We start from the raw sequence: 25,117 nt of genomic DNA, 5'->3' as shown, positions 1-25,117 counted from the left end.
AAGGGTATTCTATAGCCTTTACTTGAAGCCCTGGCAGCGTTTGCTATTTCATGCTCTCCAGAACATCGAAGTACTTTTGCGGTACAGGTAAATACTCATGCGTACCTTCGGTAAAGTTTGCGTTCGTCAGGTGAGTGCGTCTTGTTTTCTCGACTGCTAAATAGTTGTTAATGGTTTCTGCCGCCACTCCCCAGCGTACTAAATCGAAAAAGCGGTGGCCTTCCATCGCCAGCTCTAACCTGCGTTCGGTTCTAACAGCTTCGCGTGCGGAAACCTTATCTGCCCAGGTGGCACTGTAGGTTTCGATCTTGTAGTTGGCGGCTGGTGCTGTTCCTGCCAGGTTCATAACATACCGGCTATCACGCGCTCTTCCTCTTACCTGGTTTACCACAGCTCTCGCACCTTCCAAGTCATCAAGCTCTACCAGGGCCTCTGCTTTCCAGAGCAACAAGTCGGCGTAACGTATAATGTAATAGTTCAGCGCGCTGATGTATGGCCAGGTATCTGTCTGATAAGGAGAGTTGGCAGACACGATGCGCTTTTTAGGTGCAAATGGTCCGTAAGTAGATAAGTCGCGGGCCCAGTTTGCTTCGTATAACACGCCTAAATCCAGATAAGGAATACCCGGTCTGCCTACTGTATGGTCTAGCCTGGGGTCAACAAAATCTGTTCCGGCCAGGTTAACATTGTCCAGAACCGGCATGCCGTTAGCATTGGTTTTATAAGCGTTAATCAGGTTTTGAGACGGCCGGTGAAAGCCATATTGCGAGTAAAAAGGTCCACCAGGAGCTGACAAACGATCTCCTATACTGCCGTTATAATTATCTGGAGCACCATCGAGCACTGAGTGCTGCACAGCAAATATAATTTCTGAGCTGTTATCGTTTTCAGGAAGAAACACATCTCTGAAATGAGGCAACAGACTGTACTTGTTGCTGTTAATAACCTCATTAGCGGCCTCTAATGCGTCTCTCCATTGCTTCTGAAAAATGTACGTTTTTGCCAGGTAAGCTTTTGCCGTCATTTTGTTCGGGCGCCCTACCTGCTCCTGGCTCTCTGGTAACCTTTCATAGGCTTTGGTAAAGTTTTCCTCTATTTTATCCCAAAGCTGCTCCGACGTAAACTGCGTGTGCGAAACAGCATAATCGTTTACTGTGGCGGCAGTCTCATCTATGTACGGAATGGTGTTATAGATCTTTTTCAGTTCGAAGTAATAATGCCCTCTCAAAAAGTACAACTCCCCCATGCGACTCTCTTTTAAAGTCGGGTTGTATTCTTCTGAGCTCTGCAGCAGCCTCATGGCTTCATTCGTTCTTTTCACCCCTTCGAAGAGCGCCACCCATTTGCGCTCCACATCAATAATAGTCGGATTCACATTGAAGATTTCCAACAGGTGAATGTTATTCTGATCACCGGTACCTCCTCCGCCTTTGTAGGCATCATCCGAAACCACATCGCCAAAGCTCCAGTTAGAGGCAGGCGAATTGAAAGCACTACTGGAGGCATCGTATTGCCCGTTTAGCGTACTGTATGCCGCTATTATGGCTCTGTCAACATTTCCCGGGCTTGTCATTTCGGCAGGAGAAATTTCTCCGTAGGTCATTTCTTCCAGGTAATCATCAGAACAGGAAGAAGAAAACACCGCAAGGGCAGCCACTATTAATTTTGCCGTATAGTTATTTCTGAAAAAAGTCATCTTCAACATAGTTTTAAAGTTTAAAATTAACCCCTAATACAAAGGTTCTGGAAGGAGGATAAATACCACGATCAACTCCTATGTCGAGGTTACGGTTGCTGGAACTGTAATTTTGCAGACCTATTTCCGGCGTCATGCCACTATAGCCGGTAATAGTAAATAAGTTAGTTCCCTGCAGGTACACTCTCAGGTCGATACCAGCTATTTTTTCTTTAGGAATAGTATAGCCTACCTGCATGTTATATAGCTTGAAATAGGAACCGTCATCCAGGTAATAAGACGAAGGTCTTATGTTATTATTAGGATCATCTAGTGAAAGACGCGGTACGGTTGCCCCTGGGTTTTGCGGAGTCCAGGCAGCCAGCACAGCAGATCCTTTGTTATAAGATGCCTGGTTAAAGAACTCGGTTTTGTACTTGGTCAGGTTATAGATGTCGTTGCCGATGCTGCCATTAAACAACATATTCAGATCGAAGCCTTTGTAGTTTAAGCCCACTGTTAGCCCTAGTATTACATCCGGGTGTGGAGATCCGATATAAGTACGGTCGTTGCCATTCAGCTCCCCGTCGCCGTTAACATCTTTAAACCGTATGTCGCCGGGTTTCGCATTGGGTTGAACACGATGCGCAGTTACTTCTTCCGTGTTCTGAAAAATTCCATCGGACTCAAAGCCGAAGAAAGCTCCGATTGGCTGACCAACTGTACTTCTTGTAATTTCCTGGCCAAAGTTTACGCTATGCAGAGAAGAGGCCGGTATACCTAAATAAGAAATACCATCCAGCCTGGTCAGCTCGTTTTTGTAAGTTGATGCGTTTACACCTATGTTGTAAGACAGATTACCTGCATTCCCGAAGTAGTTTGCGGCAAGATCCAATCCGATGTTCCTCATCTGGCCACCATTAATCCAGGTTCCGTCATTAGAGCCACCATATGTAGGCGGAATAGGAGAATAAACCAGTACATCGTTGGTGGTCTTGTGATAAAAATCTGCCGTAAAAGCTACCTTCTCATCAAAAAGGCCCAGATCGAATCCGGCGTTTGTTTGCTGCGTAACCTCCCAGGCTAAATTAGGGTTAGGCACTCTGGTTTGGATTAACCCCTGGTGTACAGAACCCTGAGAGCCGTCTATGGCATAATCGGAATGTCTTGCATTGTTATAATAACTGTCTACGGTGGAGTAAGCTGGCACCTGCTGGTTTCCGGCCTGCCCCCAGCTGGCACGCACCATCAGGGAGCTGAACATACCATCTGTTCCAAAAAAATCTTCGTCACTAATACGCCATCCTGCCGACACTGCCGGGAAGGTTCCCCACTTATTGTTGCTAAGTCGTGAAGTGCCATCTCTACGGAGTGTAAAGCTCAGCAGGTACTTCTGGTCGAAATTGTAGTTAACTCTACCAAAATAAGAGAGTAGAGACCACGCGTTGGCATTCCCATTATTCAACTGATTATCGGCACCATAAGTCAGGTACCGGAAGTTTGGATTTTCGTACAGAAAGTTCTGTCGTGAAGCAGAAAAGCCTTCGTAATAATACTGAATAGCCTCCTGCCCTACCAAGGCATCAAGGTTATGCTTGCCAAAGCTTTTCAGGTAGTTCACCGTGTTCGACCAGGTGAGCTGGTAGTTAAAATTATTTTCGGTGCTGAGTGAGTTTACATTGTTCAGCGAAAGCATCTCGTTGTAAACAGGCGAAAACCCTCTGTAATTCTGACTCTGGAAATCAATTCCCAGGTTTGTTCTGAAAGAGAAATCCTTCAGCTCTACACCTGCAAACACGTTCCCTATTGCCGAAATCCGCTTTCTAACATTGTCCTTTGCCCGGTCCAGGCTACCCAGCGGGTTGCTGATGTCGTTCAGTGGGTTTCCTCCATAATTGCCGTTAATATCTCTTACCGGCACAATAGAAGGAAACTGAAAGGCATTATACACAATACTACCCAGCGAGCTGTTTGTACCTGCATTTACAGAGCGGGTTAACGACGCTGTAAAGTTTTCGCCTACCGTAATTAAATTTTTGAATTTATAGCTAGAGTTAAAGCGGGCAGAAAACCTTTCGAAGCCTGTATGTTTAATGGTACCTTCCTCGTTGAAATACCCAAGAGAAAGTGCATGATGCCCCTTCTCGTCGCCCTTCGATGCTGACAGGTTGTAGGAGTGCACAACGGCTGGCCTCATGATTTCGCGTACCCAATCTACATCGGCACTCGGTATGGTTTGCGCACTGTTGAGCCAGGCCGGAATAACGGCATTGTCGGGGTTGTTACCATATATGTCGCTTCCTGGTGTGCTTCCGTCGTTTTTGGCTGCCTGCCAGAGCATATCGCCATACTGCTGTGCATTTAGCATGCGAGGCAGGTTAAATGCCTTCTGCACGCCAGTGTAAGCATCAAAATCTAAAGTAGTACGGTCTGTTTTGCCTTGTTTGGTCGTAATAACGACTACGCCGTTAGCAGCTCTTGAGCCATAAATAGAGGCTGAAGCAGCATCTTTCAACACTTGTATGGTTTCTATATCAGCAGGATTAATGGCATTTAAACCATTAGACACTGGCACACCATCTATAATATAAAGTGGATCGTTGTTGTTGATAGTACCATAGCCACGTACCCGAATACTCACTCCACCACCTGGGCTGTTATCGCTTAACACCTGCACACCCGGCAGCCTTCCGTCCAGCATTTCCTCTACACTGGCAGTAGGAATGGTCTTGATAGCTTCAGGATCTATTTTAGAAACTGCTCCGGTTATTTCCCGTCTGCTCTGCGATCCGTATCCTACCACCACCAACTCGTCTAGGAAGGAGGCATCTGCAGCTAAGGCTACGTCTATTCTTGTTCCGCTGCCTACAGTTATCTGCTGTGTCTTATGGCCAACAAAAGAAACTGCAATCACCTCTGATCCTGCTGGCAAGGCAAGCTCAAAATTCCCATCCAAATCAGTAACGGTACCTATAGAAGTTCCCACAACCATAACAGATGCTCCCGGCAAAGGCTCCCCTCTCTCGTCGGTTACTTTACCTGTTAGGGCCCTGGTTTGCTGAACTGCTTCAGATACAAACTTTGCAGGTCGGTCTCCTGCATGAGCAGGCATGGCCCCTAATAAGGACACGACACACATACCCTGAAAAATGGGCTTTAAAAACTGTAATCTTACACACATATTTCTATTCGTTTATATTAGTGATAAGCATGCTATAGAATAAGGCCCCCTGTAGGCTTTATACCAGTACAAAGGCAATGCCCTGGCAGAAATTCTGGATTTAATGGTCAGCGCCTATGCTGTGACCCAAAACAGCAATTACTTTCTCATTTGCTGAATAACATAAAAATGCAGCAATTGCCTTTTCAGCTGTAAAGCCGGCACGAACAAAGGTTCTTAAAGTTTTCTAACCTTTGCCTTTTCGGCCTGCTGTAACGTTGGGCAAAAGTATTCTATTCATGTTAAGAGAAAGGCACCTGAATATTATCAAAAAGCTATAAAGCAGATTTAAAGGTTACTAAATCGTTAAAGTTTAATTTAGCCCTACTTTCTGTGGAGATGCTTTGGCTTAGCATCTTCTGATAAAATGGCTGACGAAGCAGGCTTTCTGCTGATAAGCCATTCAGGATGATTACTTAGAAGGTATGGTAACAACAGCAACTTATAAGCTACTGGAGAATTTTGGTTTTGAAGAACAGAAATGTGAAGCAACCCTTGGATGTTTAGCCTCGAAAAACCTTCTGAAGGCCATTTTCATTTGAATAATTGGTCATCTGAACCTGAACATAGTTGTAGCCGGCTTGCGTAAGAACAGCAGAAACAGGCTTTCATAAAAATAGCGTGACCCCTCTGCAGAGCCACGCTATTTTTATGAAAGCAATAATAAAGACTTAGCGTGCCATCCAGCCGCCATCAACTAACAGAATAGCGCCATTTACGTAAGCAGCAGCCTCAGACGCAAGAAATACGATCGGGCCTTTAAAGTCTTGCGGCTCGCCCCAACGTCCGGCCGGAATGCGGTCCAGGATGGATTTAGAACGAACCGGATCGGCTCGGAGCGCCTCGGTATTATTGGTGGCGATGTAGCCAGGAGCAATGCCGTTTACGTTCACACCTTTAGCAGCCCACTCATTTGCAAAGGCCTTAACCAAACCAGCCACTGCCGATTTGCTTGCTGTGTAACCAGGCACATTTATACCGCCCTGGAAACTTAACAGCGAGCAGGTAAATATAACTTTGCCGCTCCCCCTGGCGACCATGTCTTTGCCGAACTCGCGAGTGCAGATAAACTGCGCATCCAGGTTCACCGAAATCACTTTGTCCCACCACTCATCGGGGTGCTCCGCCACGGGCTGCCGCAGAATCATGCCTGCGTTGTTCACCAGTATATCTATGGTGTGGTTGGCCTTTACCTCGCCAATAAAATGGTACAAGCTGTCTCTGTCCGAAATATCTACAACATAGCCTGTAAATTTACGGCCCAGTGCCAGTATTGCCTTTTCTGTGTCTCCGCCCAGAATAGCGTCAGCGTTAGAGGCACCTACTACATCGGCTCCGGCCTCGGCAAGTGCTATGGCCATGGCTTGCCCCAGACCTGTGTCGCTACCGGTTACCAGCGCAGTTTTGCCGGCAAGTTCAAATTGATTTAAAATACCCATCATTCTTTTATATTAGATAATTTATTTATGATAAAACTTTATGAGCCACCCTTATTCTCAGTTGTTGGCTGCTGTTAAAATCCCAGAAACTCAAGGCCTGCTAACTTCCTTTTTAGCGGCAGGTGCAGTTTTGGGTATTTGTGCCGTGTTGCCCGAAGCGCTGGATTTGTAAGTTCCGGAAGGTAAAAAGCAGGCTAAAGCCACAGGCTTCTGCTGCAAAACCGGCACAAACGAAGGTCATTGTTAGAGCTGCCAAAACCAATGATATGCGTCATCTTTGGCAAACCAGCAGAAGCAATGTAGTCGGCGTCATAACTTTCCGGAATCTGAATTTGCAGCGCTCCGGGAAGCAGGACACAAGATTTTATCTTAATCCTGATGAAAGTGAAAAAATCAACTGTTTATTTCCGATCAATTGTATCGTCATCTAAATAAAGCCCTCCTGTTTAAAAGATAGAGATTGCTGTTCGCAGGCTTTAAAAGCACTAAAATTTATTTCGGGGCGAGAGAACAATCCAGCTAATTTTTATGATAATTTTCAGTTACTTTGCACTCCTAACATAAGCTCTACATCATAACCTAATAAGTCAGGACAAACTATCAGGCACTTTGACCGGTGTTCCCCTTGGCAAAAAATACTTCGATTAGCTTTGGAAGGGCATTTTCATTAGGATAATCTGATAAGCGAGAGATGTTATGTTCCGGAATTGTGAGACTGTTAGGCTGGTGCAGGAGAAATAACGGATGAAATGAAAACTTTATAGCTTACTGCTTTGCCAGATCCAATTCCACAATAGCCCCGGCAAAAGAGATTATAGGCGGCCAGAGGCTGTGGAATAGTCGGCACGCATGAGGACGCAGTCTAAAGCAACAGCTGTTTTATTTATAATTTTAGCATACCATTTCTGAATAGAAACAAGTCTTCTACTTCTTTAAACCCAAAGTTTCCATCGCGGAATTACCTCTTCATCCTATACTATTATTTAGCATCTCCAGTATTCATGAAAAAGCTTTTGCTCCTGCTTTATGCAGCTTTTTTAGGACTTTGCTTTGCCTGCGAGTACAGGCCATCGGGCGAACATTTCGAGGAAATAAACCCAAACCCTGAGATTTTTGCGGAAATGAAACTCGACCCGGAGAAAGACACGATTACCGTACAAGGCAACCTGAAAGTAGGCTTCAGTATATCGTTGCCGGCCAGGGAATTATTCGGTTACCAACTCCTGCTCGATGGCCATGTTATTAGTGAGGGAAATTCACAATCCGGAAGCTATTATTTGCAATCTGCGCAGTATACAGATGGGTACCATACCTTGCGTTTATCTGCTATAACCAACTTGGGCTCCGGCAGCCTTGGCGACAAAAGCGGTGCAGAGCTAATCGAGATTTATAGAACCTGGGTCATTTACATAGATAATGCCCCACCCAGCGCTGTGGCTATTACAAGCATAGCCCCCGCCGATGGTCAGCTAAAGGTAGAATGGCAGCGGTATACAAGAATGGGCTTCCGGCAATACCAGGTTCTAAAGTCTTATGGCAACAACTATTCCGTACCTGTAACAACAATAGAAGACAATGCCACTACCTCCTGGATAGATGACGCCTATGTGGGCGGCCCCGTTACCTATCACATCGTAACATATGCCACAAACAGTTTTAACGGATTGTATAGCCAACCGGCCAGCTACCATTACCCATCACCAAGTATTCTGGAGGCAACCTATACTTCCACCAATGCCCTAACCATAAAGTTTAGCGCTACGCCCTTTTATAAAAATTTCAGGGAATACGGACTCACTTCTGAGCCAGACCTCTACCACTACACCTTCGGCATAAGCGATACTGTAGTTACGTTTCCGGACCCAGGCTTTGGCAAAAACTTTACTTTTAAACTGGCGGCTTACCCCCGCAATACAAACCAGTTGCCAAACTGGCATGTATCTTTTACTGAAAAGCAGGTAGCTGGCTATGGCACTGCCTGGGGTCCTTTTGGCAGCCAGCAAATGCTCCAAAGGCCGGCCATAAACCAGTTCTTCACTTTCAGCAACGATTATTTTAAGACAATAGATGCTACTACGCTTCAGGTAAAGCAAAGCCGCTTTATCAACTTTGAGCAGTCGTACCTGCAAGAACTGAATAAGAATGTGGTGTCGGAAGATGCTCAATACATGTATGCCATTCTAAAAGATGTTCTTCACCAACTTAACCCTGTTTCGCTGCAGACAGTAGCCACTTACCAGTTTAAGGACCTGCTCCCGCACACCAACTATTCCAACATCAGCATCGAGAGCGTGAGCAATACCAACAGGTTAGCGCTGGTGGCGCGTGGCCTCTTTTACCGCGACTCAGCTTTTGTGGTAGATATGGGGCAGCAAAAGGTCCTGACAAAGCATCGGTCAAATCAATTTCCGAAAGTAGCCAGCATAAGTCCCGACGGAGGCATGGTGCGCGTAAATAATGAGCTGTATAAAGAGCAGAGCAATGGTAGCTGGCAACAGCAGGCCTTGCCGGCACATGATCTGGCATCGCTGAAGTTTCATCCTACCAAGCCCTGGTATGTTGTAGTAACCGGAAACACAGTACGGTTTTATGCAACAGCTACGGGTGCTTTAGTTAAAACACTGGCTACCGAGGCAATCCTGGATACTTATGATATAGATGGCGCTTCCGGCTATTTATATGGCTTCGCAAATAACGCCCTCTACATCTATAACACAGAAACCGGAGCGCTGAAACGAAAACTTGGGAATATGGCACCCGGATCGGCTTTTGTGTACAACGACAAGATTTTTGCTATTAACAACCGCTACATCCCTCTCTAACCCATGCAAAAGTTAAAAACAGGCCTCTTTCTGCTACCCTTGCTGCTCTTTGCCGGCTCAGTGGCAGCACAGACCAGAATTTACATAGAGCCCAGAATCGGGTATGGCACCTTCCGTATGGCTTCTATGAAGGAGATGCAGCAAACACTTATAAAGGCGGTAGAAGTAAAAGCCAAAGCAACAGACACTTTTGGTCCGCATCTGCAACTAGGCTTTAACCTTTTAACTAACCTGGGCGAAAACTCCCGCCTTGGCTTTTTTTACGAACAAAGCTCCACCGGAGGCCGCATTGCGTACGAAGACTATTCCGGTGAAATAAAGGTTGACAATATAGTGACCTACAAAGCACTGGGACTAAAGTTAGACAGAAGCGAACCCATAGGCGAAAGCCGCTTAGGATTTGTAACCGGCATCGAGGCAAACGTGTTCTTCAGTGAACTCAGGTACGAGATTTACAGCCGCGTTTACGATTACCAGGAATCGAGCGAAGAACAATATGCAGCTCTAGGCATAGGAGTTAAGCCATATGCAGGAATTCAGTACCAGACTGAACGGTTCCACACGCTGCTGTCGGTGGGGTACCTGGCCAGTGGCAACAGAGCCTTTCATGTGCCTGGCGAAAAAGACCAGTACCTTGTCCGGAACCGTAACAACGATAAACTTGAACCTGGCTGGGGCGGTTTGCGCTTTAACCTCACCTTCACCTTCCCCATTTCCTTCTGATTTATGAGTGCCATCAACTAAAATATATTGGCCAGACCCTTGGCAAAATTTGAATACAAAACCTTCTGGAGGCTATTTTTATTTGAATAATTGAAAAGCTACCACTGAAACAGGTTAAGTAATCTGACAAAACATCCTTGCCTGTACTTTCAATACCTGCAAGGAAAGCTGGCAGGTAGCCCAATGGCTTCATTTCAGGCATTCCCATTTTTGCACTTTATAAATTTTATCAGAAATTTTTTCATATTTTTGCAGCTTATTACAAAAAATCCTTACTTTACATCTTACTTAAAGTTCGCTAAAGAAGTGCTATTCTGTTGGCATTGTACACCATTACCCGGTGTACTCCAGCACCGGCACCTCTTACTACTGCTTACCCTTTAGGCCGCAAACACATGACTAAGAACTACTACTTATTATTAGGTATACAAGAAACTGCCTCTCAGCTTGAAATTAAAGATGCTTACCGCAAGCTCTCTAAAAAAATACACCCTGATCTGAACCAGGGAGAGCGCTTCTTCGAGAATTATTTTAAAGAAATTCAGGAGGCATATGCTATTTTGTCGAATAACGAGAAAAAAAGATCGTACGACACCCGCCGTTTCAATCCATCGGAATTCAGCACCAACCCGGCCTCTAAACACCTGCAATTCCAGATATCGAGGCTGGAGCTTAAGATTAACGAGCAGGAGCAGCTTATTTCATCTATTCAGGAGGAAAAAAAGGCCCTGAACCAGGAGATGGAGTATTTTATTAAAAACCTGTTTGAAGTAAAAACAGACCGGAATGCACTTAAAACCCGGGTACAGGAACTGGAGCAGGAAATAGCCGCTATCCAAAGGAACAGCCCCAAAGAAGAGGCCGGATCTGGGTTGGCACAACAGCTGCAACAAAAGCTGCAGGTACTCGAACTGGAAACCGAGAATTACAAAAATGGGCTGAAAAACAAGATAGCCGAGCTGGAGCAGGCAGCAAAGCAGCACCAAGTTGCTATAAAATTAAAAGCGGATGAACTGACGGCAATAAGCGCGCAAAAGCAGCAACTGGAGCAACAGCTACATGACCGCGAACTACAAGACACCTCGCGCGATCTGCTGGTAAAAAGCCAACTGGAAACTGCTGAAAAAGAGTCTAAAACAGAACAGGCCAGGCTTGCACAAATAATACAAAAACTGGAGCTGGAAATCAGCAGCCAGCAGGCAACCCTACTTAACAAAGAGCAGGCACTAACAGATGCAGCGAGCACTAACACCGACCTGCACCAGAAAATAGAAACGCTGGAACAAGACCTGGCTGCAGAGCAGGGCAAGATGCAGCACAACCTGCAGGAGATGCTTATAGCAGATCCGGAGGCACACCAGGCGCATGTGCTGCAAGCTACCATTGCGAACCTGGAGGCAGAAGCTAAAAAACGCACTCAACAACTGCAGGACGAATCGCAACTAAACCTAACGCTGCAGAACCGTGTACAGCAGCTCGAAGCAGAAGCTTTGCTTCAAGGAACTGACGTAGAACGCCAACGAACCGAGTTGGCGGCGGCAGCAGCCCTTCAGGAGGAATTACAACTAAAAGCCCAGCAGCTAACACAAGAAGCGGAAGAACTGCAACTGCAGCTGCAGTTGCAGGCAGAGGAACTCGAAGAGCAGCAAAAGCAGCAACTACAGCTCCGCAAACAAGTGGAGGCGCTGGAACTGGAAGTTGATAGCCAGAAAAGCATTATTCAGCTAAAGGTGGCGGAACTGGAGCAGGAAGCTAATGCCGGAAAGGAACTTCAGAAAAAAGCGAAAGACCTTACGAACCAGGCAGCAGCCAGCAACAAAGCCCTGCAAGAGAAAGAGCTGCAACTGACCCAGCTTGGTGAGCAACTACAGATAATGGAGGCAGCTGTTGCCCATAAACAGGTGCTGCAGCAGAAACTGCAGGAAATGGAACTACAGAACAGTTCGCAGCAAGAGGCGCTAAACCATAAAACCAACGACCTGGAGCTGCTTGCAAAAAACCTGCAGGAGCAACAGCGCCGGGTGCAGCAACTCAAAAGCCTGCAGGCAAGTCAGCAGCAAAAAGACCAGGCGCTGACACAGGAACTGGCTATAGCCAACGCTAAATTCATGCACCTTGCCCGCCTGCAGCCTTTCATGATAGAAAAGCTTGATTTCTTTAACTCAAACAAACCAGAAGAATTTAGCGACACCTTTTACAAGCAGGATATAAAATACATTTTCAGCCGACTGAAAGTACACATGCTCGCCGAGAAGCCCGGCACACTGAACGTGCTGGTAAAATACATGAAGCCCGGCGGAGAACTCTATTTTAACCCTAAATCGTCGCCTACAGGTTATTCTTTTGCAGCCACCATTAGTTACTCGCCGCAGGAGCAATACATAAACCTGGCTGGCTGGGGAAGCGACCGCGAGAGCACCTTTGTGCCCGGCGACCATCGGGTGGAGATTTATACAGAGCAGGGCCGCCAACTGGGCAAAGCCAATTTCATGGTAAAAGAAAAGCTCCTGAATATGTCGAAGCTAAAAAGCTTCTTTTAACGCGGCAGACAAGCCTGGTTTACGGCAGCACATAAAAAAAGGCAGACGCTGATTTTAATATCAGTGCCTGCCTTTTTTGTTCAGAGACAAAATTACTTATTCTGCAGTAACTGCCTGTATAGCTGGTGTGTAAGGTTCTTCGAGTAGCTCCCCCACATGCTTGCGTATGTTGTGGCAAATCTGGTCGATAGGTAAATCATTGGCATCGGTACCGAAAGGATTTTCTATTTCTTCGGCAATCAGCTCCAGGCTCGCCAACGCATACAAAATGAGCACCACCACCGGAATAACATAATACCCCATGCTGAACACCCAGCCAAAAGGCAGCGTCATCACAAAAAAGAAAATAAATTTTTTAATGAACACGCTGTAGGTAAACGGAATAGGTGTGTTCTTGATGCGCTCGCAGGCACCGCAGTGGTTGGTAAGCGCCCTTACTTCGGTATCGAGGGCCAGCATTTGCGTAACCGACAGTTTTCCCTCGGTTTGTAGTTGCATCAGTTTTGTGTAGATGCAGGCAGCAATCTGGTTGGGCAGATGCCGCTCTTTTTTGAGGTCGAGCACCGGGTCCAGGTCATGGTAATCTTCGTTTTCGCGCAGCAGGTTCTTTAGAGCGAAGGCGTAACTTGGAATCGTTTTCCGGAAGAAGGCCTTATCGTCGTCGTTGTGCAGGTAAGCCTGCAGCATTATGGCCAGGTTTCGGCTGGTGTTGGTCAGGCTGCCCCAGATTTTGCGCCCTTCCCACCAGCGGTCATAGGCGGTATTTGTCCGGAAAACCAGCAGGAGCGAAATAACAAAGCCCAGCACCCCGTGCATCAGCCCCACATTCCGGATGTGGTTAGACTCTGCCAGGTTCAAATAATTCAGCTCCAGGTACGCGATCATGCCGGAGTAAAAGCTAACCCCGATCATCAGCGGAAGCAGCTTCCGGAATGTATCAGCCTTCGGAAACCGGAACAGGAAAAAGAACCAGTCTTTTGGATTATAGTTTATCATGCTAAGAAATTTGTACGAGCATCATGAAAAAACAAAGCAGCCAAGTTTAAAAAGCATGCCTGGTGTTGCCGCTGATTTATAGCAAAAAAGGCACTTAACTTTCGTTAACAGCGGCTTGCAGGATGTCGTACGAAGGCATCTAAGGCAAAGCTACTCATAAGGCCGCTAATTTAAAAAAGCCCTGGGTTTTACCCTTGACCCTTCAGAAGCCCAAAAGCCTTTGGAAGGCTGTTTTCATTGAAATAATTGATGATTGATGGTTGTTGATTGTTAAATAGTTGAATGGCTGATTGAGAGTAATTTCGACTGATTGATTGAGTGGGTGAGCGAATAAGGAATTGCTACGATTCTGCTTCCTGTACGGCTTCGTTTAATTTCTTCATTAACAACAGAAGATAAACTGTTATGTGCCTTTCTCAGCAGGTGAGTTTTGTACAAGCAGTACGGCAGCAATGGCATTGTGGCCGTATAGCTAAAATATACAGAAAAAAGAACGAAGCCATAACAGAATGTCTCAAGATAAAACAACACATTACGATGCCATTGTTGTGGGGTCGGGGCAAGGGGGTACACCACTGGTAAAAGAGCTTGCCAGTGCAGGCTGGAAAGTAGCTTTAATTGAAGAGCATCATGTGGGCGGCTCCTGCGTTAACTACGGCTGCACCCCTACCAAAACCCTGTTGGCCAGTGCCCAGGTAGCCCATACGGTGAGGCACGCAGCCGATTTCGGGGTGCAGGCCCAGCTAAGCCAGGTAGACCTGCAGGCTGTAAAAAACCGCCGGGATGCCGTGGTAAAAAAGTTCAGAGATGGCAGCCAGAGCGGGCTGGAAGAATCGGAAGCAGACCTGATTTTTAGTAAAGCCTCGTTTTTGGGTCCAAACAAACTACTTTTAACTTCTGCAGACGGAGACAAACGCGAGGTTACGGCCGACAAAATAATTCTCAACACCGGCACCAGCACCCGCATACCTGCCATAAATGGCCTGGACAAGGTTACTTACCTCACCCATAAAACCATACAGGAGCTAACGGAGCTGCCAGCGCATTTACTAATTATTGGTGGTGGCTACATAGCTGTGGAGTTTGGGCAGATGTTCAGACGCTTTGGGAGCCGCGTTACCATTGTACAACGCACCGGTCAGCTCCTGACACGCGAAGACCCAGATGTAGCAGAAGCCCTGCAGCACCTCCTCAAATCGGAAGGAATTGAGCTACTGCTCGAAGCGGAACCCCAGCAGGCACAGCAGCTTGCTGAAGGTAACCTGCTGCTGAAGGTAAAAGATGCTTCCGGGCAGCTTCAGGAGGTGCAGGCTAGCCATATTTTGCTGGCTACAGGTGTAAAAGCAAACACCGAAGGCCTGCAGCTAGAAAAAGCAGGCATCAGAACAGACGAGAAAGGCAACATCAAAACAGACCAGCACCTTTGCACCTCTTCGGAGGGTGTGTATGCTATTGGCGATGTAAAAGGCGGCCCCATGTTTACGCACATCTCCTACGACGACTTCCGGATACTGCGCGACATGTTTCTGCACCAAAAAAAACGATCGACTGCAGACCGCCCGGTGCCTTACTGCGTTTTCACAGACCCGCAACTTGGCCGCATCGGCCTTACAGAGAAGCAGGCAAAAGAACAGCACTTAAACTACAAAGCAGCGAAACTAGAAATGGCAACAGTGGCTCGTGGCATCGAAACCGGCCAGACAAACGGGTTCTACAAAGTGCTTGTAGATGCGGAGACAGACCAGATTCTGGGAGCTGCTATACTGGCACCAGAAGGCGGCGAAATTATGTCGGCGTTGCAGATTGCCATGATGGGCAAACTCACTTACCAGCAGTTGCAGGAAGGTGTTTTTGCGCATCCCACCTACATCGAATCGTTCAATAATCTGTTCCTGAAACTGAGCCAGCCAGAAGATTAAACCCCTTTAACCCTTGACCTGAAATGCTGGAAAAAGCTTCTGGAGGCTGATTTCATTTAAATAATTGCCAGAGTGAACAAGCTGTTGCGCTTTGGTAATTATTTAAATGAAATCAGCCTTCCAAAGGCTGTAAGCGCTTTTAACGCCAAGGGTCCGCAGCTGGCTTGGTGCAACTGTAGTAAAATCAGCTTACCTATGCCCGTTAAGAGCTGTGAGGCAGCTACCACTGCCCCTACTGCACGCCATTTTACAGGACAAAGCGCTATTTAATGCCTTAAATGAACAAACCTTGTCAGGATGGTGTTAGCTCCTTTACATGCCCAGAAGGCTGTAAAATAAGAAGTTAATAAATTCATAATCAGTTTATTTCGGGCAGGCTACAAAAAATATCAACCCTTTTCTGTACCTTTGCGGCTCGAAAACCCAATTCAATGCAAAATATTCGAAATATCGCGATTATCGCACACGTTGACCACGGCAAGACTACACTCGTGGATAAGATCATTCATGCTTCAAAGCTTTTTGCTGACCACCAGCACTTTGACGACCTGATTTTGGACAACAATGATCTGGAGCGCGAACGCGGCATCACGATCGTTTCCAAGAACGTTTCTGTTCGTTACAAAGACGTTAAGATCAATATTATTGACACACCTGGTCACGCCGACTTTGGCGGTGAGGTAGAGCGTGTACTTAAAATGGCCGATGGCGTGCTACTGCTGGTAGATGCCTTTGAAGGTGCCATGCCTCAAACACGCTTCGTACTTGGCAAAGCTATTCAGCTGGGCCTGAAGCCGATCGTGGTAGTGAACAAAGTAGACAAAGAAAACTGCCGTCCTGATGAGGTGCACGAGCAGGTATTCGACCTGATGTTTAACCTGGAAGCATCAGAAGATCAGCTGGATTTCGTGACACTTTACGGCTCTTCGAAACAAGGCTGGATGAGCACCGACTGGACAAAACCAACCGACAACATCACGCCACTGCTGGATGCCATCATTGAAGTAATCCCTCCTGCTCCTTACCTCGATGGAACACCTCAGATGCAGATCACGTCACTCGATTATTCTTCTTTCGTAGGTCGTATTGCCATTGGTCGTGTGCACCGTGGTACCCTGAAGGAAGGTATGCCTATTAGCTTGTGCAAAGCAGACGGTTCTATTAAGAAAGGAAAAATCGCCGAACTGCAGATCTTTGAAGGACTTGGCAGAAAGAGCGTTCCTGAGGTAACTGCCGGCGAAATATGCGCTGTAACCGGTATCGAAGGTTTCGACATTGGCGATACCATTGCTGACCCAATCAACCCGGAACCACTGAAGCGTATCTCTATTGATGAGCCTACAATGAACATGCTCTTCACGATCAACAACTCTCCTTTCTTCGGTAAAGAGGGCAAGTTCGTGACATCGCGCCACCTGCGCGACCGCTTGTTCAAAGAAACTGAGAAAAACCTGGCTCTGCGTGTGCAGGAAACCGACCGTGAAGATACCTTCCTGGTATTTGGTCGTGGTATTCTGCACTTGTCTGTACTTATCGAAACTATGCGCCGCGAAGGCTATGAGCTTCAGGTTGGTCAGCCACAGGTAATTTATAAAGAAATTGACGGTGTTCGTTGCGAGCCTATCGAGCACATGGTAGTAGACGTACCAGAAGAAACTGCCGGTAAGGTAATTGAACTGGTAACCCAGCGTAAAGGTGAGCTGACTATCATGGAGCCAAAGGGAGATCTGCAGCACCTGGAGTTCAACATTCCGGCGCGAGGTCTTATTGGCCTGCGTAACAACATCCTGACTGCTACAGCAGGTGAGGCGATTATGAACCACCGTTTCAGCCAGTACGAGCCGCACAAAGGCAACATACCAGGCCGCATTAACGGTTCTATCATTTCTATGGAAACAGGCCCTGGAACTGCTTACTCTATTGACAAACTACAGGATCGCGGTTCTTTCTTCGTTGATCCGGGTGTAGATGTGTACATGGGCCAGGTAATTGGCGAGCACAGCCGTCAGAACGACATAACGGTAAACATTCAGAAAGGCAAGAAGCTTACCAACATGCGTGCTTCCGGCTCAGATAACAACGTGAAGATCGCTCCTGCCAAAAACTTCTCTCTGGAAGAAGCCATGGAATATATACAGAAAGATGAATTGCTGGAAGTAACTCCAAAGAGCATCCGCATGCGCAAAATTTACCTCGACGAGAACGAGCGTAACCGCATGTCGAAGTCTGAAGGATAATATTTCTTAAAATATTTTAAGATACCCGGGGTAGCTTTTGCAGCCTCGGGTATTTTTTTGCCTTAACATTTGCGAATATAGTACTATATGTATACATTATAGCACTCAACACTACTTTATGAAATCTACTTTTACAGCCCTTCTTCTCCTCTTCACATTTTCAATAGTATTCTCGCAATCACGCACCTTAAGCTTTAAAAACCAGAGTTTGGAGTCGCTGGATCGGCAATTTTATATAGCAGAAGTAATAGACAGCAGACCCAACAAGCAGGCGGTTGGCGAGGTACAGGCAGGGCTGTGATACCTGCTATTTTTGCTCAGCCACTAGAGGAGGAACTACAGCAGTTTATGACGAACCATTATCCAAAGCAGGGAAACCAGGAACCGGTAATTTTACGGATAAATAAACTGTGGGTATCGGAGCACACAACCATTAACACTGAAACAGGAACAGCTGAGCTATTGGTTGACTTCCTCTACCGCTCCGGTCAGTCTTACTATAAATTATATACCGCTACTGCCATTGTAAGCCAAAATGGGCTCGATGTAACAAGAAAACATGAACAGAATATTGCCAATGCTATACACAGCTGCCTCAAAGAGTTCTCTACAAAGTCGTGGAGCAAGCTGCATGCGGGTTCGATTTTACTAACAGAGGAGGAAGCCAAAGGCCCTTACGATACAATAGTGGCAGCAAGCGCCTATCCTATTAGTACAAAGACTCCTGTACCTGGCATCTATCTGACAATGAATGAATTCAGGAATAACGCACCTAGCATTACTTCCGGCTATGAAATAAGGCATAGAAGTACTTTTTCTAACATTATGGTTGGAGGTGGTGAGTGGATTCCTGTGATAGTAACTGCTGAAGGAAAAGCCAAATTATTGCCGACGGCATGGGGCTTTACCCACCAGAACAAAACCTACTATAAGTTTGCAGGCGTGTACTACCAACTGATGTTTGATGGTAGCAGCTTTAGCTTTTCAGGTCCTCCTATAAACGATGCCAGCGGACTGATTGTAACAAGTGCTGTAATGGGCGGGTTAGTTGGAGCTGCTATTGCTGGAGGCGTTGCAGCCGCTACCTCCAAACCAGCCATGTACCAGCTCGACCTGGTTGCAGGAACAGTTACTTACAATGGCAAACCTGTTGGCGTGAACACAGCTAATGCAAAACTAATTGTATACCGGCAGGCAAAAGGCGAGCAGAAAACGCCTGTTATAGTAAGACTTAATGGTGAGGAAAAGCTTTTTCACCCAAACGAGTTTATAGAACTGGACTTGAGCACCAATAGTGCAGGAACAACGATAAGCCTGCCTGACGATGAAGAAAATGGCTTCAGTTTTATGCCGGCACCTAACAAAACTTACTACTTTACCTGCATTTTAAATGAAAAAGCCCCAACTGAAAAGACTGTTTTGAAGGAAGTAGACAAGGCCAAAGGTGAATTTGATGTGAAAGGAATTGTGTTTTCTCAAAAAAAAGCGGCAAAGCAATAACTGCTATCATATCTCAAGTAAAAAACAGGAGACAGAAGAACTCACTAGTAAGTAATGGAAGAGCAGAAACCGATAAGCTAATTTTAAGCTATAAGTGAAACTTATCAAGCTAGGTTTTGGCACAGGTTATATAGCTTTATCCACTCAGCTACACAAAGACAATCACACAGCACACGACATCTAAGAAGCTACACGGCTTTTGTTCTGGTACCAGGTGTTGCAGCAACATATAGTTCTCCAGCACTTAGTGGCCTAACAACCCCTTGGCCTCCTGTACCCCAAAACTCTCTCCGAAGGCCATTTCCATTAGAATAATTTCCTACCAGCCAGCAGCTACTACACCTTAAAAAGGTAACATCAAACTAAACGCCACAATGAAATGTTATACCCGCAGACGCTACACTAGTATAAACTCCAGTTTGCCTGCCTGCTGATTTCATTTGATTACTACAATTTGGATCAAAACACACCTAAAGTTCCTTAAAATAAATAACTATTATTCGCTTAGAGATTGTAGAACCAAAGCAAACATTGCACTGTTAATCAATATCTTATACTACAAAAAAGAATCATTAGAAATAGTGGCAAATAAAAAAAAAGATTTCACTTGCAGCACTAATTCACTGAAATTGTGAACAGATTTAACTGGCCTCCATCTGTTTAAAGGAACAGGAGACTTGTTAGCTTAAGAAATAGACACAGGCAGAGGACGAACATCAGGAGATGGCTCTGCACCAAATAACCTTGTTAAAAATAATACAGCAATGGCATTAAACAAATATAGCCGCATTTACACGCAAGACGACAGCCTACCTGCTTCACAGGCCATGCTTATCGGCTCTGGATTGTCGGAACAGGATTTGCGCAAGCCTTTTGTAGGCATTTGCTCTACCGGCTTTGAAGGCAACACCTGCAACATGCACCTCAACGACCTGGCTGATGATGTGAAATTAGGAGTCTCTGGTCTTGACATGGTGGGGCTACGGTTTAATACAATTGGTGTAAGCGATGGCATAACCAACGGCACTGCCGGTATGCGCTACTCGCTGGTATCGCGCGAGATTATTGCCGACTCTATTGAGGCTATGGCTGGTGCACACAACTACGATGCGCTGGCTTGTGTGGTAGGTTGCGACAAAAACATGCCTGGCTCTCTTATTGCCATGGCCCGCCTGAACCGCCCCAGCATGATGGTGTATGGCGGTACCATTAAAGGTGGCTTGTTTAAGGAAAATAAACTCAATATAGTATCGTGCTTCGAAGCCTATGGCAAAAAGCTGAATGGCCAGATCTCTGACGAAGATTATAAAGGCATTATCCGGAATGCATGCCCAGGTCCGGGTGCTTGCGGTGGTATGTATACTGCCAATACCATGGCCTCTGCCGCTGAGGCGCTGGGTATGTCGGTGCCCTACTCTTCTTCGTTGCCGGCAGTTAGCCAGGAGAAGCGCGAGGAGTGCCTGAACGCAGGAACATACCTGAGAATCCTGCTTGAAAAAGACATTAAACCAAGAGATATATTGGTAAGAGAAGCTTTCGAAAACGCCATGGTTTTAATTACCGTGCTCGGTGGCTCTACCAACGCTGTTATTCACCTGATTGCTATTGCACATGCGGCCGGTATAAAACTGACGCTGGAAGATTTTCAGGCAGTAAGCGACAGAACACCACTTCTCGGCGACCTGAAACCTAGTGGCAAATACCTGATGGAGGACCTTTTTGCAGTAGGTGGTGTACCTGCCGTCATGAAAACCTTACTCAACGAAGGTTTGATTAACGGCGACTTGCTTACTGTAACAGGCAAAACTATAGCCGAAAACCTGGCCAATGTAAAACCACTTGGTGAAGAGCAAGACCTGCTGCGACCGCTCTCTAACCCGATTAAGGCCGATGGCCACATCCAGATACTCTATGGTAACCTGGCAACTAAAGGTGGCGTGGCCAAAATATCCGGTAAAGAAGGAGAGCGTTTCGAAGGTCCGGCTGTGGTCTTTAACTCAGAAGAAGAACTGAACGAAGGCATTGTGCAAGGCAAGATAAAAGCTGGCAATGTGGTCGTAATCCGGTATGTCGGACCGAAAGGCGGACCAGGCATGCCGGAAATGTTGAAGCCTACCTCTGCCATTATGGGAGCTGGCCTTGGCGATAAAGTAGCGCTTATAACAGATGGTCGATTTTCAGGTGGCACGCATGGCTTCGTTATCGGGCACGTAACCCCTGAGGCTTACGATGGCGGCAACATTGCCCTGGTAGAAGACGGGGACTGGATTGTATTGGATGCCACTACCAACTCCATACACATGCTGGTAGACGATGCCCTGCTGAGCCTGCGCCGCGACAAGTGGACCAGACCTGCGCCAAACGTGACACAGGGAGTGCTGCTGAAGTACCGCAGAACAGTTAGCGATGCAAGTAACGGATGTATTACAGATTTAGAAGAGGCTTATGTTAACGAGAGAGAAACAAGCTCCGGAATTGCTTAAAGAAGAACAAGTGGCAGAAACCATATCAGGTGGTGAAGCCCTTATAAAAATACTCCTGGCAGAAGGTGTAGACACCATTTTCGGATATCCGGGTGGCGCTATTATGCCTATATATGATGCCTTGTATGGGTATCAGGACAAAGTAAATCACGTGCTGGTGCGGCACGAGCAGGGCGGTATACATGCCGGCCAGGGCTATGCCCGCTCCTCCGGCAAGGTAGGTGTAGTATTTGCCACAAGCGGCCCCGGGGCTACCAACTTAATTACCGGCCTCGCTGATGCCCAGATAGACAGCACCCCGCTGGTGTGTATCACCGGTCAGGTGTTCGCGCACCTGCTGGGCACCGACGCTTTTCAGGAAGCAGACGTAATCAGTATCTCAGCTCCGGTTACCAAATGGAATTACCAGATTACCGATGCCAACGAAATACCGGAGGTACTGGCGAAGGCATTCTATTTTGCTAAAAGCGGCCGCCCAGGGCCTGTACTGATCGATATTGCCAAAAACGCGCAGATTCAGAAATTCGAGTACAAAGGCTATAACCGCTGCGACCATGTACGCAGTTATCGCCCGAAGCCGATCGTGCGCAAAGAGTACATTGAGCAGGCAGCAGAACTGATAAACGCTGCTAAAAAGCCTTTTGTACTCTGGGGGCAAGGTGTAATGCTGGGTGCCGCAGAGCAGGAGTTTAAAGCATTCATAGAGAAAAGCGGTATACCAGCTGCCTGGACTATTATGGGTGCCGGCTCGCTGCCCAGCGACCACCCACAGAACGTAGGTATGCTCGGCATGCACGGCAACTATGGCCCTAACGTGCTCACAAACGAATGCGATGTGCTTATTGCCATCGGTATGCGTTTCGACGATCGCGTAACCGGCCGCTTAGACAAATACGCCAAGCAGGCAAAGGTTATTCACTTTGATATCGATCCATCAGAAATCGACAAAAACGTGAAAACAACTGTGCCGGTTTGGGGCGATTGCAAGGAAACACTGCCACTCCTGACAGAGCTCATCGAGCCAAAGCAGCACACCGAGTGGCTGCAAAAGTTTAAGGAATACGAGCAACAGGAAATAGCAGCTGTTATTCAGGATGAGCTTTTCCCTACGTCAGAAGAAATGACAATGGGCGAGGTAATTCAGCAGCTGAACGATTTAACAGGTGGTGAAGCCATTATTGTATCGGATGTAGGCCAGCACCAGATGGTAGCCTGCCGCTACGCCAAGCTAAACAATACACGCAGCAACATTACCAGCGGTGGTTTAGGCACAATGGGCTTTGCCCTGCCTGCTGCCATAGGCGCTAAATTTGGTGCTCAGGACAAAACAGTTGTAGCCGTAATTGGCGATGGCGGTTTCCAGATGACCTTACAGGAATTAGGTACCATTATGCAGAGTGGCGTAGATGTAAAGATCCTCATCCTGAACAACCAGTTCCTGGGCATGGTAAGGCAATGGCAGGAGCTGTTCCACGACAGGCGTTATTCGTTTGTGGATATCACGAGCCCTAACTTTGTAACAGTAGCCAGTGGCTACGGCATTGCCGGAAAAAGCATTTCTAAAAGAGAAGAATTACAACCTACTCTTGCCGAAATGTTGGCCCACAAAGGCTCTTTCCTGCTGGAGGTGATGGTAACAAAAGAGAACAACGTGTTCCCAATGGTGCCGCAGGGCTGCAGCGTAAGCGAGATCAGGCTGAAGTAATCTTCATTTTAAAGAAGAAAAACAACATGAGTAATCAACAGCAAATAGACAGGCAGGAGTACAATATTACAGTTTACACGGAGAACACGATTGGGCTGCTTAACCGCATTTCCACTATCTTCTCCCGCCGCAAACTCAATATCGACTCCCTGAACACATCACCTTCCGAAATAGAAGGTATTCACCGCTTCAACATCGTGATTCACGAAACCGAAGAAGTGGTGCGCAAACTGGCCAGCCAGATAGAAAAGCAGGTTGAAGTACTGAAAGTGTATTACAACACCAACGACGACGTGATCTGGCAGGAAATGGCGCTTTATAAAGTGCCTACCGACATTATCGCTGAAAAAGCCTTAGTGGAGCGGTTGCTGCGTGAAAACGGTGCGCGTGCCGTGGTTATCCGGAAAGATTACACCGTGTTTGAAACAACCGGCCACCGCGAAGAGACCGACAACCTGATAAAGGTATTGCAACCGTTCGGCCTGATTGAGTTTGTACGCAGCGCCCGCATCGCGATCATAAAAGACAGCGATGGCTTTAACAGGAAACTGCGCGAGTTCGAACGCAAAGAACCCGGCCACGAAGTAATCGAAAACGAGTACCTCAACAGCCGCGACAAAGTATTTACTATGTAAGATGCTAGATACTAGATGTTAGATTATAGATTTTGTTTTTGAAAAGAGATTAGAGGCAGAGAGTCTTAGCTCCTTACAATACGCCACTTCTCTTAATCAAAGTCTAATAACACAGTCTAACATCTAGAATCTAATATCTAAAATCTAATAAAATAAACAATTTTTAACTAGCTAAAATCAGAATGGCAACTATCAATTTCGGAGGAGTAGACGAAACAGTTATCACCCGTGACGAATTCCCTCTTTCAAAAGCCCAGGAAGTACTTAAAAACGAAGTAATCGCCGTTATCGGTTACGGCGTGCAAGGTCCTGGTCAGGCTCTTAACATGAGAGACAATGGATTTAATGTTATCGTAGGCCAGCGTAAAGACTCTTCTTCCTGGGACAGAGCTAAAAATGATGGCTTTGTTGAAGGTGAATCATTATTCTCTATTGAAGAAGCAGTAGAGCGTGGCACGATCATCTGCAACCTGCTTTCTGATGCCGGACAAATTGCTGTTTGGCCAACTATTAAAGAAAGACTTACCCCTGGTAAAGCCCTTTATTTCTCTCACGGCTTCGGCATCACATTTAAAGAGCACACAAACATTGTTCCTCCTGCTGATGTTGACGTAATTTTGGTTGCTCCTAAAGGCAGCGGTACAAGCCTTCGCAGATTGTTCCTGGCCGGTGGTGGCCTGAACTCTTCGTTTGCTGTGTTCCAGGATGCTACTGGTAAGGCTTACGAAAAAGCAATTGCCATGGGTATCGGTGTAGGATCTGGTTACCTGTTCGAAACAGATTTCAAAAAAGAAGTATACAGCGACCTTACCGGTGAGCGTGGTGTATTGATGGGTGCCCTTGCAGGCATTATCGAAGCCCAGTATGCGGTACTGCGTGAGCGCGGACACTCTCCTTCTGAGGCCTTTAACGAAACAGTAGAAGAATTAACCCAGAGCCTTGTGCCACTTGTTGGCGAAAACGGCATGGACTGGATGTACGCCAACTGCTCTGTTACTGCACAGCGTGGTGCCCTCGACTGGAAAGGCAAATTCAGAGAAGCTACACTGCCGGTTCTGAACGAGCTGTACGATAGCGTGGCCTCTGGCAAAGAAGCACAGCGCACGATCGAAAGAGGTTCTAACCCAGAGTACCGTCAGGACCTGGAGGCAGAGCTGAAAGAATTGCGTGAGTCAGAATTATGGCAAACAGGAGCGGTAGTAAGAAAACTGCGCTCTAAATAA

Annotated in this window: 16 protein-coding genes; 12 read left to right on the top strand and 4 right to left on the bottom strand. The window is 46.6% G+C overall.

What is annotated here, in order from left to right:
* Positions 1-43: 43 nt before the first annotated feature.
* The 3 genes from FVR03_RS04620 to FVR03_RS04610 form a co-directional block, all read right to left on the bottom strand.
* Positions 44-1,705, bottom strand: a complete 1,662-nt coding sequence (locus FVR03_RS04620; protein ID WP_255474058.1) for a RagB/SusD family nutrient uptake outer membrane protein — start codon at positions 1,703-1,705, stop codon at positions 44-46.
* A gap of 4 nt (positions 1,706-1,709) precedes the next feature.
* Complete coding sequence (locus FVR03_RS04615) at positions 1,710-4,856, bottom strand: SusC/RagA family TonB-linked outer membrane protein (RefSeq protein ID WP_147920591.1); 3,147 nt, start codon at positions 4,854-4,856, stop codon at positions 1,710-1,712.
* A 710-nt stretch (positions 4,857-5,566) separates the two neighbouring features.
* Positions 5,567-6,334, bottom strand: coding sequence for an SDR family oxidoreductase (locus FVR03_RS04610; protein ID WP_147920603.1), 768 nt, complete (start codon positions 6,332-6,334; stop codon positions 5,567-5,569).
* Positions 6,335-6,374: 40 nt separating this feature from the next.
* Between FVR03_RS04610 and FVR03_RS24905 the strand changes: the two genes are divergently transcribed.
* The 4 genes from FVR03_RS24905 (at position 6,375) to FVR03_RS24250 (ending at position 12,419) form a co-directional block, all read left to right on the top strand.
* Positions 6,375-6,506 (top strand): hypothetical protein, encoded by a 132-nt coding sequence (locus FVR03_RS24905; RefSeq protein WP_255474057.1) that lies wholly within the window; start codon positions 6,375-6,377, stop codon positions 6,504-6,506.
* 829 nt (positions 6,507-7,335) lie between these two features.
* On the top strand, positions 7,336-9,156 hold the full coding sequence (locus FVR03_RS04605; protein WP_147920590.1) for a hypothetical protein: 1,821 nt from the start codon (positions 7,336-7,338) through the stop codon (positions 9,154-9,156).
* 3 nt (positions 9,157-9,159) lie between these two features.
* Positions 9,160-9,879 (top strand): hypothetical protein, encoded by a 720-nt coding sequence (locus tag FVR03_RS04600; RefSeq protein WP_255474056.1) that lies wholly within the window; start codon positions 9,160-9,162, stop codon positions 9,877-9,879.
* 395 nt (positions 9,880-10,274) lie between these two features.
* A complete protein-coding gene (locus tag FVR03_RS24250; RefSeq protein ID WP_187270031.1) occupies positions 10,275-12,419 on the top strand; it encodes a DnaJ domain-containing protein in 2,145 nt (714 codons plus the stop codon).
* Positions 12,420-12,515: 96 nt separating this feature from the next.
* Here FVR03_RS24250 and FVR03_RS04590 read toward each other — a convergent pair whose 3' ends face one another.
* Positions 12,516-13,415 (bottom strand): bestrophin family protein, encoded by a 900-nt coding sequence (locus FVR03_RS04590; RefSeq protein WP_147920589.1) that lies wholly within the window; start codon positions 13,413-13,415, stop codon positions 12,516-12,518.
* Positions 13,416-13,924: 509 nt separating this feature from the next.
* Between FVR03_RS04590 and FVR03_RS04585 the strand changes: the two genes are divergently transcribed.
* From FVR03_RS04585 to ilvC, 8 genes are all read left to right on the top strand, one after another.
* Entirely contained in the window at positions 13,925-15,334 is a 1,410-nt protein-coding gene (locus tag FVR03_RS04585) for a mercuric reductase (RefSeq protein WP_147920588.1), read from the top strand.
* 431 nt (positions 15,335-15,765) lie between these two features.
* Positions 15,766-17,571, top strand: coding sequence for a translational GTPase TypA (gene typA, locus FVR03_RS04580; protein ID WP_147920587.1), 1,806 nt, complete (start codon positions 15,766-15,768; stop codon positions 17,569-17,571).
* 118 nt (positions 17,572-17,689) lie between these two features.
* Positions 17,690-17,872 (top strand): hypothetical protein, encoded by a 183-nt coding sequence (locus FVR03_RS04575; RefSeq protein WP_147920586.1) that lies wholly within the window; start codon positions 17,690-17,692, stop codon positions 17,870-17,872.
* Positions 17,869-19,071, top strand: a complete 1,203-nt coding sequence (locus FVR03_RS04570) for a DUF6563 family protein (protein WP_147920585.1) — start codon at positions 17,869-17,871, stop codon at positions 19,069-19,071. The genes FVR03_RS04575 and FVR03_RS04570 overlap by 4 nt, the downstream gene beginning before the upstream one ends.
* Before the next feature lie 764 nt (positions 19,072-19,835).
* Positions 19,836-21,554, top strand: a complete 1,719-nt coding sequence (gene ilvD, locus FVR03_RS04565) for a dihydroxy-acid dehydratase (protein ID WP_147920584.1) — start codon at positions 19,836-19,838, stop codon at positions 21,552-21,554.
* Complete coding sequence (ilvB, locus tag FVR03_RS04560) at positions 21,517-23,259, top strand: biosynthetic-type acetolactate synthase large subunit (protein ID WP_147920583.1); 1,743 nt, start codon at positions 21,517-21,519, stop codon at positions 23,257-23,259. Before ilvD ends, ilvB begins: the two co-directional genes overlap by 38 nt.
* Before the next feature lie 26 nt (positions 23,260-23,285).
* Positions 23,286-23,894, top strand: coding sequence for an acetolactate synthase small subunit (gene ilvN / locus FVR03_RS04555; protein WP_187270030.1), 609 nt, complete (start codon positions 23,286-23,288; stop codon positions 23,892-23,894).
* Between the two features lie 182 nt (positions 23,895-24,076).
* Complete coding sequence (gene ilvC / locus FVR03_RS04550; RefSeq protein WP_147920582.1) at positions 24,077-25,117, top strand: ketol-acid reductoisomerase; 1,041 nt, start codon at positions 24,077-24,079, stop codon at positions 25,115-25,117.

Source organism: Pontibacter qinzhouensis (assembly GCF_008017455.1).
Taxonomy (GTDB): Bacteria; Bacteroidota; Bacteroidia; order Cytophagales; family Hymenobacteraceae; genus Pontibacter; species Pontibacter qinzhouensis.
Note: the sequence above shows the minus strand (reverse complement) of the source record. Positions and strands in the feature narration are given on the sequence as shown.